At 72.7% G+C, this 14,252-nt stretch carries 15 protein-coding genes; 7 read left to right on the forward strand and 8 right to left on the reverse strand.

Translation table 11 applies throughout. The features are described 5' to 3' along the window. Nucleotides 1–10 precede the first annotated feature (10 nt). Together HG542_RS16165 and dmpI are read left to right on the forward strand one after the other, a co-directional pair. Complete coding sequence (locus HG542_RS16165) at nt 11–913, forward strand: LysR family transcriptional regulator (protein ID WP_171082007.1); 903 nt, start codon at nt 11–13, stop codon at nt 911–913. Nucleotides 914–1,028: 115 nt separating this feature from the next. Beyond that, a complete protein-coding gene (gene dmpI / locus HG542_RS16170; RefSeq protein ID WP_171082008.1) occupies nt 1,029–1,211 on the forward strand; it encodes a 4-oxalocrotonate tautomerase DmpI in 183 nt (60 codons plus the stop codon). A gap of 75 nt (nt 1,212–1,286) precedes the next feature. On the opposite strand, the gene HG542_RS16175 is transcribed toward dmpI, so the two are convergent. The 7 genes from HG542_RS16175 to HG542_RS16205 form a co-directional block, all read right to left on the reverse strand. Beyond that, on the reverse strand, nt 1,287–1,973 hold the full coding sequence (locus HG542_RS16175) for an HAD family hydrolase (protein ID WP_218039044.1): 687 nt from the start codon (nt 1,971–1,973) through the stop codon (nt 1,287–1,289). Nucleotides 1,974–2,014: 41 nt separating this feature from the next. Further along, a complete protein-coding gene (locus HG542_RS16180) occupies nt 2,015–3,004 on the reverse strand; it encodes an AfsA-related hotdog domain-containing protein (protein WP_218039045.1) in 990 nt (329 codons plus the stop codon). Between the two features lie 28 nt (nt 3,005–3,032). Further along, complete coding sequence (locus HG542_RS16185) at nt 3,033–4,229, reverse strand: MFS transporter (RefSeq protein WP_171082009.1); 1,197 nt, start codon at nt 4,227–4,229, stop codon at nt 3,033–3,035. A 65-nt stretch (nt 4,230–4,294) separates the two neighbouring features. Next, nucleotides 4,295–5,356: an aldo/keto reductase gene (locus HG542_RS16190; RefSeq protein WP_171082010.1), complete on the reverse strand. Its 1,062-nt coding sequence runs from the start codon at nt 5,354–5,356 to the stop codon at nt 4,295–4,297. A 51-nt stretch (nt 5,357–5,407) separates the two neighbouring features. Next, nucleotides 5,408–6,553, reverse strand: a complete 1,146-nt coding sequence (locus HG542_RS16195) for a beta-ketoacyl synthase N-terminal-like domain-containing protein (protein WP_171082011.1) — start codon at nt 6,551–6,553, stop codon at nt 5,408–5,410. Then, the gene (locus HG542_RS35965; protein WP_171082012.1) at nt 6,550–7,785 is read right to left on the reverse strand and encodes a beta-ketoacyl-[acyl-carrier-protein] synthase family protein; all 1,236 of its coding nucleotides are present in this window, start codon (nt 7,783–7,785) and stop codon (nt 6,550–6,552) included. Before HG542_RS35965 ends, HG542_RS16195 begins: the two co-directional genes overlap by 4 nt. Continuing rightward, a complete protein-coding gene (locus HG542_RS16205) occupies nt 7,778–8,050 on the reverse strand; it encodes an acyl carrier protein (protein WP_171082013.1) in 273 nt (90 codons plus the stop codon). The genes HG542_RS35965 and HG542_RS16205 overlap by 8 nt, the downstream gene beginning before the upstream one ends. 242 nt (nt 8,051–8,292) lie before the next feature. On the opposite strand from HG542_RS16205, the gene HG542_RS16210 reads away from it, so the two are divergent. Together HG542_RS16210 and HG542_RS16215 are read left to right on the forward strand one after the other, a co-directional pair. Then, nucleotides 8,293–9,345 (forward strand): ketoacyl-ACP synthase III family protein, encoded by a 1,053-nt coding sequence (locus HG542_RS16210; protein ID WP_171082014.1) that lies wholly within the window; start codon nt 8,293–8,295, stop codon nt 9,343–9,345. A gap of 52 nt (nt 9,346–9,397) precedes the next feature. Further along, nucleotides 9,398–10,102, forward strand: a complete 705-nt coding sequence (locus tag HG542_RS16215; protein WP_171082015.1) for an SDR family oxidoreductase — start codon at nt 9,398–9,400, stop codon at nt 10,100–10,102. A 121-nt stretch (nt 10,103–10,223) separates the two neighbouring features. Here HG542_RS16215 and HG542_RS16220 read toward each other — a convergent pair whose 3' ends face one another. Then, on the reverse strand, nt 10,224–11,747 hold the full coding sequence (locus HG542_RS16220; protein WP_171082016.1) for an FAD-dependent oxidoreductase: 1,524 nt from the start codon (nt 11,745–11,747) through the stop codon (nt 10,224–10,226). Between the two features lie 83 nt (nt 11,748–11,830). On the opposite strand from HG542_RS16220, the gene HG542_RS16225 reads away from it, so the two are divergent. From HG542_RS16225 to HG542_RS16235, 3 genes are all read left to right on the forward strand, one after another. Beyond that, the gene (locus tag HG542_RS16225) at nt 11,831–12,640 is read left to right on the forward strand and encodes an AfsR/SARP family transcriptional regulator (protein ID WP_171082017.1); all 810 of its coding nucleotides are present in this window, start codon (nt 11,831–11,833) and stop codon (nt 12,638–12,640) included. 115 nt (nt 12,641–12,755) lie between these two features. Further along, nucleotides 12,756–13,445 carry a 4'-phosphopantetheinyl transferase family protein gene (locus tag HG542_RS16230; protein ID WP_171082018.1) on the forward strand — a complete coding sequence of 230 codons (690 nt, stop codon included), beginning with the start codon at nt 12,756–12,758 and terminating at the stop codon, nt 13,443–13,445. 92 nt (nt 13,446–13,537) lie between these two features. Further along, nucleotides 13,538–14,221 (forward strand): LytR C-terminal domain-containing protein, encoded by a 684-nt coding sequence (locus HG542_RS16235; RefSeq protein WP_171082019.1) that lies wholly within the window; start codon nt 13,538–13,540, stop codon nt 14,219–14,221. Nucleotides 14,222–14,252 lie beyond the last annotated feature (31 nt).

Consider the following 14,252-nt stretch of genomic DNA (forward strand, 5'->3'; position numbering starts at 1 on the left):
GGGTTCACACATGGAATTACGCCAGGTCCGGTACTTCGTCGTCGTCGCCGAGGAGTTGCACTTCGGCCGCGCCGCTGAGCGGCTGCACATCGTGCAGTCCGCCGTCAGCCAGCAGGTGCGGCGGCTGGAGCGGGAACTCGGCACCGAACTCTTCGACCGATCGCCCCGGCATGTGCGGCTCACCGGGGCCGGCGCCCGGTTCCTGCCCGCGGCTCGGGAGCTGCTCGCCGCGGAGGAGCGGGCCCGCGCCTGTATCACCGAGTTCACCGGGCGGGCGGGCCGCACCCTGCGGCTCGGGACCAGCGCCGGGCTCGGCGCCCACCTGGACCGGCTGCTGGACGCCTTCGCGGCCACGGCCCCCGATGTCACCGTGGAGCTCGTCTCCGTCCCCGCGCGGCAACGCACGGAAATGGTGGCGGCCGGAGAACTGGACGCGGCCTTCGTGCGCGGCGGCATGCAGACGCCGGGCCTGGAGGTACTCCCCGTGTGGCACGACCCCCTGGTCGCCGTGGTGCCCGCCGCGCACCCGCTCGCGGCCTCGCCGGACGTCGCCCTGGCCCAGCTCGCGGACCTGCCGCTGCGGCTGCCGCCCCGCCGGGACATCCCGGCCCTGGTCGACCTCGTCGTCACCGCCTGCCACGACGCCGGCTTCGAGCCCGTCCCCGGACCGCCCTCGCGCGCCCTCCAGGACACCCTCGCCGCGATCGGCACCGGGAAGCCGATGTGGACCGTCGCCTACGCCGCGCACGCCGACCAGCTGCGCACCACACGGGTGGCCTTCCTGCCCTTCAGCGGCCCGGGGCTGCGGCTGCCCACGGGGCTGGCGGTGCGCTCGGAGGCCGTGTCCCCGACGCTGTCCCTCCTGGTCGAGGCGTGCCGGGCGGCCGCGCCCGGCGACGATCGGCTGTCGTGATCGCTGCGAGCACGAACTGCTTCTTGGTGCACGGCCGCCAGAACGATGAACTGGGGATGTGCCGGTGAGCGCCCCGGAAGAGCCGGGGAGCCGCCTCTCACGAGGGAGTACCGCCATGCCCGTCGTCACCGTTCACCAGGGCCCCCGCAGCACCGAGCTCAAGCGCGAGCTGGTCAAGCGGATCACCGACTCGTTCGTCGACGCCTACCAGATCCCCGCCGAGACCGTGCAGGTGTGGATCCACGAGGTGCCCACCGACAGCTGGGGCACCGCCGGCAAGCTCACCGCCGACAAGTGACGCCGGTCCCGGTGCACACGACGACCCCGGCGGCCCGCTGAACGGGCCGCCGGGGTCGTCGTCACCGGGCAGCGGTCAGCCCGGTATGCCGGGCAGCCGGCGCCAGCCGTGCCGCTCCGCGACCGCCGTCACCTCCGGGTGGGCGCCCACGGCCACCGGGTTGCCGACCAGCTCCAGCAGCGGCAGATCCGAGACGTGGTCCCCGTAGGCGAAGCACTCCGCGGCGTCGGCGCCCCGGCCGGCCAGGACGGCCTTCGCGGTGTCGGCCTTGGCGGCGCCGATCATCGTGGTGAGCACCTCCCCGGTGTACACGCCGTCCCGGATCTCGGGCCGCGTGCACATCACCTCCTCCGCGCCCACGTGGGCGGCGACCGGATCCAGGCACGCCGGGAAGGAGCCCGAGACCAGGACGACTCCCAGGCCCTCCGCCCGGTGCTCGCGGAGCGCATCGAGGACGTCCTTGTGGAACAGTCCGCCACGCTCCATGTGACCGTCGAACCAGGCCTGCCCGATGGCCTCGACGCGGTCGGCCCTGTACCCCGCGAACCGTCGGTAGAAGAGCCGGTTGCCCTGCTCCCTGGGCAGCCCGGGGCGCAGCAGCGCACGGGCGTCCTGCCGGCGCTCCTCCTGCTCCTCCGGGCTGTGCCCGACGGCGGCGAGGAAGTAGTCGTAGAAGTCGAACATGGTCTTGACAGTGGTCAGCGTCTCGTCGACGTCGAAGAACGCGACGGGCCGCGCCGCCGTTCCGGGTGCTCCGGACACGCGGTGCTCCTTGAAGTGGGAGTCGGGGAAGGACAGGGCGCTCAGCCCAGGGTGACCAGGACCTCGGCCACGGTGTCGTCCTGCTGTGTGGCGGCCATGCGGAACGAGCCGGGCCCGCCGCAGGCGTCCGGCACCGCGGTCAGCTCGACCTCGGCGTCGAGCTCCGCGAACTTCCTGAACGTTCCGTGCACCCGCAGCAGTCGGGCCGTTCTGACATCCGTGCCGTTCGCGCAGAGCAGGAGCCCGCACTGGCGCGCCGCCTCGCTGAACACCATGGCCGGCACGTGGTCGTAGGGGTGGTCGTACATGCTGCGGTTGCGGAACGTGCGCGGGCTCAGCCGGGCGGCCACGAACCCCTCGTCGCGGCTGACCGCGTCGAGCACCGTGTTCTCCTGGTCCAGGCGGCGCACGAGTGCGGGGTCGACGGGGGTGCCGACCGGATTGGCCGGCAGGCCGAACGCGGTGGGCACTTCGGCGTTCCGCTGCATCCGCCGCAGCGCGTGGTACTGGTCGGTGGGGGTGCAGCTGACGTCCATGGTGAGCCGGCCGAGGAGGCGGCCGTCCAGGGCGAGATCCATGGCGAAGACCAGCTGCCGCAGTCGCCCGCCGCGGCGGCGCCGGTCCGTGATCTCGGCGTCCATGTGCAGCTGGCCCGGGCGCTCGCCACAGCGCAGCGCCTCCGGAACGGTGATGTCCAGTGTCCAGGAAGTCACCATGAAGGTGGTGTCCCGGGGCACGCCCTCGTGGACGTGTGCCGCGTACGTCACGGCCTGCCGGCAGCTCTCCAGGACCAGCAGCGGGTCGTGGAACTCCCGGCCACGCACGTGGTCACGGAAATAGCCATGGGACAGCGGGAGTTGGGCCGCCGCGGTGAAGAGGCCGTCGCCGACCGCGGCGGAGTCGGTCAGGAACACCTCCGACAGGGCCCAGCGGTGCACCAGCGACCGGGACACGGTCCGGTCGTAGGACAGGCCGGGGTCGAGCTCGGAGACGAACGCCTGGAGGTGCTCGTCCCGGATTGCGGTTTCCACAGTTGCTCCCTTGGCGTGCGATGACAGGTCAGTTGGAGGAGGAGCTGCCGCTCAGGACCGGCGCGGCGGGTGCCGGGGCCGTCCGGGTGCGCTCCGCGGCCACGCCGATCCCGGCCAGCACCAGACCGGCGACGGTCACAAGGGCACCGGCCCAGTTCAGGGCGGGGTAGCCCATACCGGAGGCGATGATCCGGCCGCCGAGCAGCGGGCCGGCGGCGTTGGCCAGGTTGAAGGCGGCGATGTTCGACGCGGACGCGAGGGTGGGGGCGCCCTCGGCCTTGACCATGATCCGCATCTGCAGCGGCGAGATGGTCGCGAAGGTGGCGGCACCGAACAGGAAGACGGTCACGCAGGTGGCCACCTTGTCGTGCACCGTGAAGGTGAACGCTCCCAGGACGATCGAGAGCAGCGCCAGCGAGCCGCACATCGCGGCGTTGGGGGCCCGGTCGGCCACCCGTCCGCTGATGAGGTTGCCGACGAACATGCCGACGCCGAACAGAACCATGATCAGAGTGACGGCGCCGCTCGAGAAACCGGTGACCTCGGTGGCCATCTCCGCGATGTAGGTGTAGGAGGTCATCACGCCGCCGAAGCCGAGGACCGTCGTCAGCAGCACGAGCACGACCTGCGGACGGCGCAGCACGCCCAGCTCGGCACGCAGGCCGGTGCCCTGGGGGGCGGGGGTGCGGGGCACGAGGGCGGCGATGCCGGCCAGGCCCAGGGCGCCGAAGAGGGCGACCATCCAGAACGCCCAGCGCCAGCCGAAGTTCTGGCCGATGAACGTGCCGGCGGGAACACCGAGGATGGTGGACATGGTCAGGCCGGCGGCCACCATCGACACCGCCCGGGCCTTGCGGTTCTCCGGGACCAGATCGGCGGCGACCACCATGGCGACGCCGAAGTATGCGCCGTGCGCGAAGGCGGAAAGCACCCGTCCGGCCATCAGCACGCCGTAGTTCGGGGCCAGCGCGGACAACAGCGTGCCGGCCAGGAACAGCACCATCAGTCGTACCAGCAGCCGCTTGCGCTCCGTCCGGCCGCACAGCACCGTCAGGCCGGGCGCCCCGATGACGACGCCGAGCGCGTATCCGGAGACCAGGAGCCCCGCGGTGGGGACGGACACTCCTAGGTCGGAACCGATGTCGGGGAGGATCCCCGCGATGATGAACTCGGTGACGCCGATGGCGAAACCGCTGAGAGACAGGGCGATGACGGCAATGGGCACAGCAGTGCTCCCGGATCGAATGGTCGACGGACGGGTCAGGGGTTTCCCGTGGGCCGGGCAGAGGTCTAGAGGTCGCCGGGCAGGCTCCTGTCACCGGCGATCTGGCGCATGTGCCAGTACGGGTAGGGCGCGGGGCGGTCGCTCGCGGCGTCCAGCAGGCCCATCTCCTCCTCCGTCAACCGCCATTCCGTGGCACGGAGGTTGTCGTCGAGCTGACCGGGCCGGCTGGCGCCGAAGACGACCGAGGTCACACCCGGCTTGCCGAGAACCCAGTTCAGGGCGACCTGCACGACGGGCACGCCTCGCTCCTCGGCGATGCCGTCCAGGACATCGACGATGTCATAGGCCTGCTCGCGGTCGGTGAGCGGTGCGATGGAGGCCGGGCCCTCGTGAGCCAGCCGGAAGTCGGCGGAAGCCTCCTGGCCCCGGCGGTACTTGCCGGTGAAGAAACCGCCCGCGAGCGGGCTGAAGACGGTGATCCCCACCCCTTGGTCGACGGCGGCCGGGACGATCTCGTACTCCAGCTCCCTGGCACCCAGGTTGTAGTAGCCCTGGTACGCCGCGAACGGCACGAGGTTGCGCCGGTCGGCGATGTCCAGGGCCTTCATCAGCTGCCAGCCGGGGAAGTTGGAGCAGCCGGTGTAGCGGATCTTCCCGGCGCGCACCAGGTCGTCGAGGACGCCGAGCGTCTCGTCGAGCGAGGTGCGCGGGTCGACCCCGTGCAGGTACAGCACGTCGATGTAGTCGGTGTCCAGGCGGCGCAGACTGGCCTCCACGGCACGCACCAGGTGATGGCGGGTGGAGCCGGCCGCGTTGATGTCGTCCGGGTCGGTGCGCAGGCGGGCCTTGGTGGCGATGACGGCCTTGTCCCGGCGGCCCTTCAGGGCCAGGCCGAGGAGTTCCTCGCACTCGCCGTCCCGGTAGACGTCGGCGGTGTCGAAGAAGTTGACCCCGGCGTCGTGGCAGGCGTGCACCAGGCGGACGGCGTCATCGCCGTCGTTGACGCCGAACTGGGACCAGTCCGCGCCGGCCAGGCCGCCGAATGCCTTCGGGGTGCCCAGGGTCGCCGCGCCGAAGGACAGCTCGGAGACCTGCAGGCCGGTACGGCCGAGATAGCGGTAACGCATGACGGGTGTTGTCCTTTGCTTCGTGGGTGATCCGTTGCGGACGGCGCCGGTTCAGCAGGCCGCGTCCGGCCGCAGGAGCACGGCGCAGCCGACCGCGCCGTCGGACGAGAGGGAGGTGACCACGGCGGCACGCTCCCGGCCGGCGTCGGTGTGCGGGTCCTGCCAGCGCGCGAGGACGGCGGCCAACTGCAGGGCGACACCGGCGCCGTGGGTCTCGCCGGTCACGGCCTGCACCCGCAGGCGGTGCCGGCCGGGTGCGGGTGGCAGCACGGTCCGCAGGGCACGTTCCTCCACCGCGGCCCAGCCCCGCCGCCCCGCCGCGCCGGGCGCGACCACGGCCACGTCCGCGGGTGCGATGCCACTGCGGGCGAGCGCGTCCCGTACGCACCGGGCCAGCCGCAGGCCGACGGCCAGGGGGCCGCGCGCCGGGTCGGCGAAGCCGGCCTCGCATGCCGCGAGCCGGGCCAACGGGGCCTGGCCGGAGCCGTGTCCGGCGGGACGCCGCAGGGCGAACACCGCCGCGCCCTCGCCCAGTGCCGTGCCCGGGGCGAGGACCCGGGCACGGTGCCAGGCCCAGGCGCCGTGCGGGGAGAGTTCCTCCACTCCGCCCGCCAGCAACTGCCGTGCATGTCCGTGCAGCAGGGCGTTGCGGGCGAACCGCAGGGCGTACAGGGACGACAGCGGGCCGCCCGACAGCGTCGCGTTGGTGTCGGTGAGACCGTGCCGGATGGCGGTGCGTCCGGCGGCCGAGTTCATCAACGTCCCCGGGAAGTCCGAGGGGTTGACCAGGTAGGGACGTTCCTGGACGAACGTCTCGCGGGTGAAGCGGGCGATACCGCCGGTGCTGCCCACGGACGTGCCGAGCACCACTCCCGTCCCGTCCGGGTCGTCGGCCCCGGCCAGTGCCAGGGCGCAGGCGGCCATGCCGAGCCGGTCGGTGCGGGTCAGCCGGCCCAGCCCCTTCCGGCCCAGCAGGTCGGCGGGCGAGAAGTCCGCCGCGAGCAGCGGCATCGGCGGATAGGCCTCGCCCTCCTCCGCATCGGCCCGGCCGCCTGCGGCGGCGCCCTGCCGGAGGGCGTCGGCGAGGGGCTGCAGCCCGGTGCCGGCGGCGCTCACCACGCCGGCGGCGACCAGGTCCACCGGCATCGCCGGCGGCAGCACGGACGGCGTGCGCACAGCGCTTTCCACGGTCGTCATGCGCGGAACTCCCCGAATATCGTGATGGCGTTGTTCCCGCCGAAGGCGAAGCCGTGGTTCTGTGCCACACGCGGCCGGGCGCTCCGTGCCTGTCCCGGCACGCAGTCCAGGTCCGGCCCCAGAGCCGGGTCCAGCCGGCGCAGCGTGGCGCTGGGCGGCAGGAATCCCTCGGCCAGTGCGGCACAGCACACCAGCGCGCCGAAGCCGGCGGCGGCACCCATCGTGTGGCCGAGCATCGACTTGATGGAACTGATCGGCGGCACCCGGTCGGTGAACACCTCGCGGACGGCTGCGGTCTCCGTGGAGTCGTTGGCCCGGGTGCCGGTGCCGTGGGCACAGATGTAGTCCACGTCCCCCGGCTTGATGCCCGCGTTGCGGTGCGCGCGCCGGATGCACTCGGCGATGGAGGAGGCGTCCGGGTTGGTCATGTGGCGTGCGTCGCACGTCATGCCGTACCCGAGCACCTCCGCGTAGATGCGGGCGCCACGGGCCAGCGCCGCGTCGAGCGGTTCCAGGAGCAGCGCCGCACCGCCCTCGGCGGTGACGATGCCGTCCCGGTCTTCGTCGAAGGGGCGCGGCACGTCCTCGGCCAGGGCACCAAGCCGGTGGAATCCGGCGTGGGTGGCACGGTTCGAGGCATCGGCGCCGCCGCACAGGGCGGCGTCGGCCTCTCCGGTGCGGATCAGGTCGTAGCCGTATCCGATGGCGTAGTTGCTCGCGGCGCAGGCCGTGCCGACCGTGACCGCTTCTCCCCCCAGGTCCAGCTCGGCACTCACGGCCTGCGCGATCCGCCCGGCGTCGGCCCGTGCGGCGAGCTCCGGGTCGACGGCGGAGAGGCCGCCCGCAACCCATTGGGCCGTCAGCCGCTCCAGGACCTGGGATTCGCCGTTGGTCGTGCCGAAGCAGCTCGCGGTGCGGCCCGCCGACAGTGCGGCGGGGTCGGCGGCCGCATCGGCGACCGCCATCCGCGCGGCCGCGGCGGCGAACTGCCCGCTGCGGCCCCAGCGTTCCGGATCCGTGCCCGTCAGGTGCGACTCGGGCCGGAATCCGCGCACTTCACCTGCTCGGGTGCGCTCGAAGCCCGCACCGTCGAACTGCTCGATCGGCCCGATGCCGCTGCGTCCCGCCCGGATCCCGGAGAGGAGGTCCCGGGCGCCGAGCCCGAGACTGCTCACCGCGCCGAGGCCCGTGACGACCACCCGGCGGCCGTCGTCGGCGGACTTCTCAGACACCCAGTGCCTCCGGGGCGCTGTGCCGGGCGACGACGGCGTAGGCGGCCGGCAGGTCGTCGAGCTCGACGAGCTCCTCCTGCGGAATCCTGATGCCCAGGTCACGCTCGAACCGCGAGAAGATCTCGATGACGAGCAGCGAGTCCGCGTCGAAGTCGTCGGCGAAGCTGCTCTGTTCCGTCAGGTCGTCGGCGTCCACCTCGAGCACCTCCGCAACGATGTCGCGGACCTTCACACGCTGCTCCTCGGACATGACGATGTCGCTCATTTTTTTCCCCCTAGGCGTGATGAGTGATACGGAACGTCGTTGCCGGCAGAGGCGGTTGCGCCTCGGATCTCCGACGCCCTCAGCCAACCTCCAAGCGGAGGCGGCGACAAGCACTTCGAAAGTGACACAAGGCCTTTGCGCAGGTCAGAGGCGTGACAGGGCGATCTTTGCCCGGGCTTTCATCACCGCTTCCCACCATGGCCGCCATTACGACGACAACACGGGGAGGAGCGGGGCAGGCAATGCTGACGACTCATCCGGTGGGCATAGCGGCGGCCGCGCTGTGGCTGCCCGAAGGACGTTCCGCCGCGGCCGACGCGTTCGGCGCGGGACGGCTGCGCGCACGGGACGTCCGGGACCTGGGACACGAGAGCGTCCCGGACGCCGGTGCCACGGCACCGCCCGACCTCGCGGTACGGGCCGCCCGCACGGCACTGGAGACCTCGGGGACCGACCCCGGCGAGCTCGATGTGCTGGGGCACGCGTGGATGTACTACCAGGGGCACGACCTGTGGTCGCCCGCCCACTACATCGCCCGTTCGCTGGGCGCCCGGGCGGCGCTGCCGGTCGGCGTGCAGCAGGTGTGCAACGGCGGCGCGGCAGCCGTCGACCTGGTCGCGGCGCATCTCGCCGCGGCACCGCCCGGTCCCGCCGGCCGGCCACGGCTGGGGCTGGTGACCACGGCGGACCGCTTCGGCGAGCCCGGCTTCGACCGCTGGGCGGCCGACTACGGGGTGGCCTACGGCGACGGCGGCACGGCCGTGGTGCTGCGCCGTCCGGCCGCGGCCGGCGACGTCCTGCACCTGCGTGCCGTCGCCACGTACGCCGCCACGGACCTGGAGGAAATGCACCGCGGCGCCGACCCGTTCATGCCGGCCGCCCGCACGCACCGCCCCCGCGTCGACATGCGCGCCACCAAACGGGCCTACCTCAGCGCCCATGGCGCCGACCAGTTCACCGCGACCAACGAACACGCCATCCGCACGGTGCTGGAGCGCGCCCTGAGGACTGCGGGCATCGGGCCGCGCGACCCGCGGCTGCGCCATGCCGTCCTGCCCCGCTTCGGGGCCCGGACACTGAGGGACTCCTGGCTGCCCGTGCTGTCCGAGAGCACCACGGCCCAGCCCCTGGACCTCGGCCGGGAGACCGGCCACCTGGGGGCGGGAGACGCCATCGCGGGGCTGGCCGAGCTGGTGCGCCAGGGCCTGCCGGCCCCCGGCGAGGCGGCCCTGGTCTTCAGCGCCGGCGCCGGATTCACCTGGTCGTGCCTGGTCGTCGAGGCCCCGGCCCGCTGACCCCGATCATCCACCCGGCCGGGCGGCCGCCCGGCACCCGATAAGGAGAATCATGTCTCGTTCGGTCTTCGTCACCGGCGGCAACCGCGGAATCGGACTGGCCGTGGCCCGCGCCATGGCCGCCGACGGCGACCGGGTGGCCATCGGCCACCGCACCAGCGCACCGCCGGACGGATTCCTGTCCGTGCCCTGCGAGGTGACCGACCAGGAGTCCGTGACCGCCGCACTCGACACCGTCGCCCGCGAACAGGGCCCGGTGGAAGTCCTGGTGGCCAACGCCGGCATCACCCGGGACACCCTGCTGCTGCGCATGGACGACGCGTCCTTCGACGAGGTCGTGGACACCAACCTCAAGGGGGTGTTCCGCACCGTGCGGGCCTGTGCCGGCGGCATGCTGGCCGCGCGCCGGGGACGCATCGTGCTGGTCTCCTCCGCACTGGGGTTCCTCGGTTCCCCGGGGCAGGCGAACTACGCCGCGACGAAGACCGCGCTCCTGGGCTTCGCGCGGTCGCTCGCCTGGGAGTTGGGGTCGCGCGGCATCACCGTCAACCTGGTGGCGCCGGGCATCATCGACACGGACATGACGCAGGTCCTGTCCGACCGCCGTATGCGGGACGTGATGAGCATGACCCCGCTGGGCCGCACGGGCACGGCCGACGAAGTCGCCGCGGCCGTCCGCTTCCTGGCCTCCGAGCAGGCCGGCTATGTGACCGGCGCGGTCCTGCCCGTGGGCGGCGGCATCGGCATGGGAATCTGACCGGCGGCCGCCGCCCCCGCCCCCCGGCGAAAAGGTCCTGTCCGGCCGGACAGGACCTTTTCGCATGTCCCGGTACGACAGGGCCCCGGAAGCGCTGCACGCTTCCGGGGCCCTGTCGTGCTCACCGGCCGCCCGTGGCCGTTTCCGCCAACGCCGGGAGAGCGGCGGTCAGTTCGTCGTCGAACGGGTCCCGCAGTGCCGCCACGGCACCGTCGGGCCGGACCAGCACGGCGCACGGCCGCTTCACGCCGAGCAGGGCGTGAGCCTTGTCCGCCGCATCCGGAACGACCACGACACGGACGTCCTCGTGCGCCTTGCGGAACCGCTCGGCCACACCGCCGACCTCCTTCCGGTGCTTTCCCGTCCCGGGGAACAGCAGCAACAACGGTGCCGCGGAGGAGAGTTCGTCCCGCAGCCAGCGGCCCCCCAGGGGCACGTCGGGCAGCCGCATCCCGGCCCGCAGGCGCCCGGCGCGTTCCCGCGGCGCGGGGTAGGCGAAGGACAGCTGCGCCTGGCGGGGCACCACCACACGGTTCAGCGCACCGCTGCGCTCCCCCGCACCCAGCACGGCGTCCCGCGCCCGTGCGCGCCACCCGCTCATCATCCACATCCGCGTCTGCCGGTCCGTGTCGCCGACCACGGCCCGTGCCACGCCGAGCCGTTCGGCCTCCCACTGGTCCAGCACCCGGTCCCCGTAACGGCCTTCGCATACTCCGGCCAGCCGCCAGGCCAGCGACGCCGCGTCCTCGATGCCGGTGTTCAGCCCCTGCCCGCCCGCCGGGCTGTGGATGTGTGCCGCGTCGCCGGCCAGCAGGACCCGTCCCGACCGGAACCGGTCGGCCGTCTTGCGGTGCACCCGGAAGACACCCGTCTGCTGTTCGCCGACGAGCTCGATGGGAACCGGGCAGCGCTCGGACGCCGCCTGCTGGACCGCTTCCCGGGCGTCCTCCCAGGAGCGCCCGGGGGCCACGCTCACGAAGGTCCGGTACAGGCCGCCCGGCAGCCCCACGACGACCAGGATGCCCGCCGGCGACATGAAGTAGTGCACCTCGTCGTGGGCGAGCGAGGTACGGACCGGCCCGTCGGTGAGCAGGAACTGCTGCGGGTACGAACTGCCGCGGAACGGCACGCCGAGGATGTCGCGCACCGTGCTGTGCGCACCGTCGCATCCGACCAGCCAGTCGAACCGCTCGGTCCGCGGTCCGTCGCCGGTCTCCAGTGCGGCCTCGACGCCGTTGCCGTCCTGCGTGAACCCGGTCAGCGAGGTGCCGAACTCGATGGCGCCGCCGAGCCCGAGGAACACGTCGCGCAGCACTCCCTCCGTCTCCCGCTGCGGTATCGACAGGGCGTAGGGGTAGCGGGTGCGCCGCAGGCCGCCGAACGCCAGCCGGGCGACACGGCGCCCCTGCGAGTGGTAGTTCTGCGCCCGGAGCACCACCCCCCTGCGGTGCAGCTCCTCCGCCGCGCCGTACCGGGCCAGGGCCTCGATGCCCCGGGGCCACAGGGCGATCGCCTTGGAGTGCGGGTTCGGCCGCTCGCTGCGGTCCACGAGCCGCACCGCCACTCCACGCCTGAGCAGTTCGATCCCCGTGACGAGCCCCACCGGGCCCGCCCCGACCACGAGTACCTTCGGCGATTCGGTCATGTTTCCACCTTCTGCTCTGATGTCTCTTTGGGCTCAGGCATGCGCTCCTTGCGGAGCAGTGCCACCGTTTGCAGCGTTTCCCCGTGTTTGGATTCCGAGCCGTGCGCGTCGGTGCGCACCAGGACGACGAGTTCACGGGGGTGTGCACAGCAGTGACTGACGGGACGTTCTTCTCGGTGCTGGGACCGCTTCGCATCACAGCGGGCGGGGTCGCGCAGACCTTGCGAGGCCCCATGGTCAACAAGGTGATGGCGCTGTTGCTGCTCCGGGCGGGCCAGGTCGTGGACGTCGATCTGCTCGTCGACGAGCTGTGGGAGGAGGATCCGCCGCGCTGGGCGGTCAGCACCGTGCGGACGCACGTGTACCACCTGCGCCGGCAGCTGGACACCGTGCTGGACGTCCCGGCCGGCCGTCTGCTGCGGACCCGCCGGTCCGGGTACGTCCTCGACGCCGCTCCCGAACGGGTCGACGCCGAGCGCTTCGTGCGGTCCGTACGGGAGGGCCGGCGGCTGCTCGCCCAGGGCCGCCCGTCGAAGGCCGCCGCGGCATGCCGGGAAGGACTCTCCCTGTGGCAGGGCAGCGCGCTCTCCGGCGTGTACCCCGGCCGGGTCCTGGCCGGCCACGTGCACTACCTGGAGGAACAGCGCCTCCAGGCGCACCGGCTGTGTGTCGAGGCCGACGCGCAGCTGGGCCGGCATGCCGAACTCGTGCCGGAACTGCGGACCCTGGTGGCCGACCACCCCCTCGACGAGTGGTTCCACCACTCCCTGATCGAGGCCCTGCAGGAGTCGGGGCGCCGCGGGGAGGCTCTCGTCGCCTTCCGCAGACTGCGCACCCTGCTCCGCGAGGAGCTCGGCCTGGAGCCGTCCGCCGACCTGCGCATCCCCGCATGAACGGGCCGCGTGCGCCATGGACACCTTTCCACCACCTCCCCTTGTCGCCGTGATGCTCCGGCACGGCGATGAAAGACCGGGCAAAGCACGGGGGCCACACCTCGGGGCGGCGGCCGTGGCCGTGCGTCCGGCACGCGACGCGGTGGCCGTGCTGCGGCTGCACGGCGGCGAACAGGACGCCGCCCTGCTGCACCCCGCGGAACGGGTGCTGGCGCCCGCGGAGTCGTCCGCCCGCCGCCGCGACTTCCTCGGCGGACGCAGCGCGGCCGCCCTCGCCCTGCAGTTGCTGGGCAGGCCGGGCCCGGTGCTGCGGGTGGGACGCCGGCCGCTCTTCCCGCCCGGCGTCCTCGGTTCGCTCAGCCACAGCCGGGGGATCGTGGCCGCCTGCCTGGTCACCACGCGGGCGGACGTCGCCGGCGCCGGGGTGGACGTCGAGCTCACCGGCAGGCTCACCCCGGCGACCGCCGACCTGGTCTGCACGGCCTCGGAGCGCGCCTCGCTCCCCCAAGGGCCGGAAGGAGAACGGTCGTTGACGGTGATCTTCTCGGCGAAGGAGGCGTTCTACAAGGCGACGGGCTCACTGGGCCTGCCGCGCCCGCCGGTCTTCCACGACCTCGAGGTGACGTCGTGCGTCCCGGGAGCGGGCACCCTCCTGCTGAGGACGGCCGACGGTCTCCTCCCGGACGGCCACACGGCCCATGGGCAAGTGCGCTCGCTGGGCCCCTATGTGTGGACCACGGTCCTCGTGCTGCGCGGCTCCGCCGCGTCTGCGGCGTCTACCGCGGCGGGGTCCCGCGCATCATGATTCGGCCACGTATTGACCCTTTTGGGTTGGCGCGCGGTCAACCCATTGATCATTTAGTAGGCAGCGGCATTCCCCGGCACTACGCTGCGCCCATGAGCATGCTCACCCCTCCCGGCATGGGCGGAAAGTATCGCATCACGGGCAATCGGTTCCCGCACATGCGCCGCCCGAGAAATCGCCGCAGGATCGTGCTCGCCGTCGTCTCCGCCGCCGCCGTGCTCGGGCTGGCCGGGTGGGGGACCCTCCAGCTCGCCGAGGTCTTCTCCGGCGGCGGGAGCAGGACGGAAGCGGCGGCACACAGGAGCAGCGGCGACTGCAAGAACGCAGGCCGTACGGCCGGGCACCGGGTCCCCCTGGAACTGCCCAGGCCCTCCGACATCACGGTCAACGTCTACAACGCGACCCCACGCGGCGGGCTCGCGAAGATCACTGCGGATGAGCTCGAACGCCGCGGCTTCAAAATCGGCAAGGTGGGCAACGCCCAGGCCGAGTACGACAAGAAGGTCCCGGGACCGGGGCTGCTGATGGGCGGCCCGGGTGCGGCGGAGGGGGCGCTGCGGGTGCTCGGCACGCAGCTGGCCGGGGCGGAGACGCGGAGCGACCAGCGCGAGGGGCAGGACGTCGATCTGGTGCTGGGGGATGCGTACAAGGCGCTGACGGCGAAGGAGGATGCCGATCGGCTGCTTGCCGGGTTGACGGCGCCGGTTTCGTCGGCTCCGCCGACGCCTTCTGCGGTGGCCTCCACCGCGTCGGCGTCCGCTCCCGCGAAGTGCTGAGGCCGGTTCTCGGACTGCAGGTCGCCTGTGG

It is taken from the genome of Streptomyces morookaense, from assembly GCF_013030945.1.
In the GTDB taxonomy this organism is placed as follows: domain Bacteria; phylum Actinomycetota; class Actinomycetes; order Streptomycetales; family Streptomycetaceae; genus Streptomyces; species Streptomyces morookaensis.